Origin of the sequence: Kitasatospora sp. MBT63 (assembly GCF_000710465.2) — a bacterium.
GTDB lineage: Bacteria > Actinomycetota > Actinomycetes > Streptomycetales > Streptomycetaceae > Kitasatospora.
This window is the reverse complement of sequence record NZ_JAIZ01000740.1, coordinates 1-293: the sequence shown is the minus strand read 5'-3', so window position 1 is coordinate 293 and position 293 is coordinate 1. Positions and strand designations below refer to the sequence as shown.

General features: G+C 78.5%; 1 pseudogene. It reads left to right on the top strand.

Annotated elements, in window-relative coordinates:
* Window positions 1-222: pseudogene (locus tag AA75_RS50340) on the top strand (hypothetical protein); the annotation flags it as partial.
* Between the last annotated feature and the right edge of the window lie 71 nt (window positions 223-293).

Below are 293 nucleotides of genomic sequence, written 5' to 3'. Positions count from 1 at the left end.
CCCGCCCCGCCCCCCGGCCGCCACTACCGCAGGCTGCTGGTCGCCCCCGGGCTGGCGGTCGAGCTGCTCGGCTGGGGTGCGCCGGGTCTGCGGCAGGCGCGGGCGGCGGTAGCCTGCGCGGTGGCCGGACTGGGTGTACCGGCCTCCGCGAACGAGGTCATCGAGGAACTGCCCGCGGCCGGCTGCCGTTTTGCCGAGACCCGCCCCGGCCCCAGGCCCTGACGTCCCGTCGCACGCCCACCGAACACCTCCGCTCTGCCCAGCCCCGCCCGACCCGGGAGCCGACCACCGTG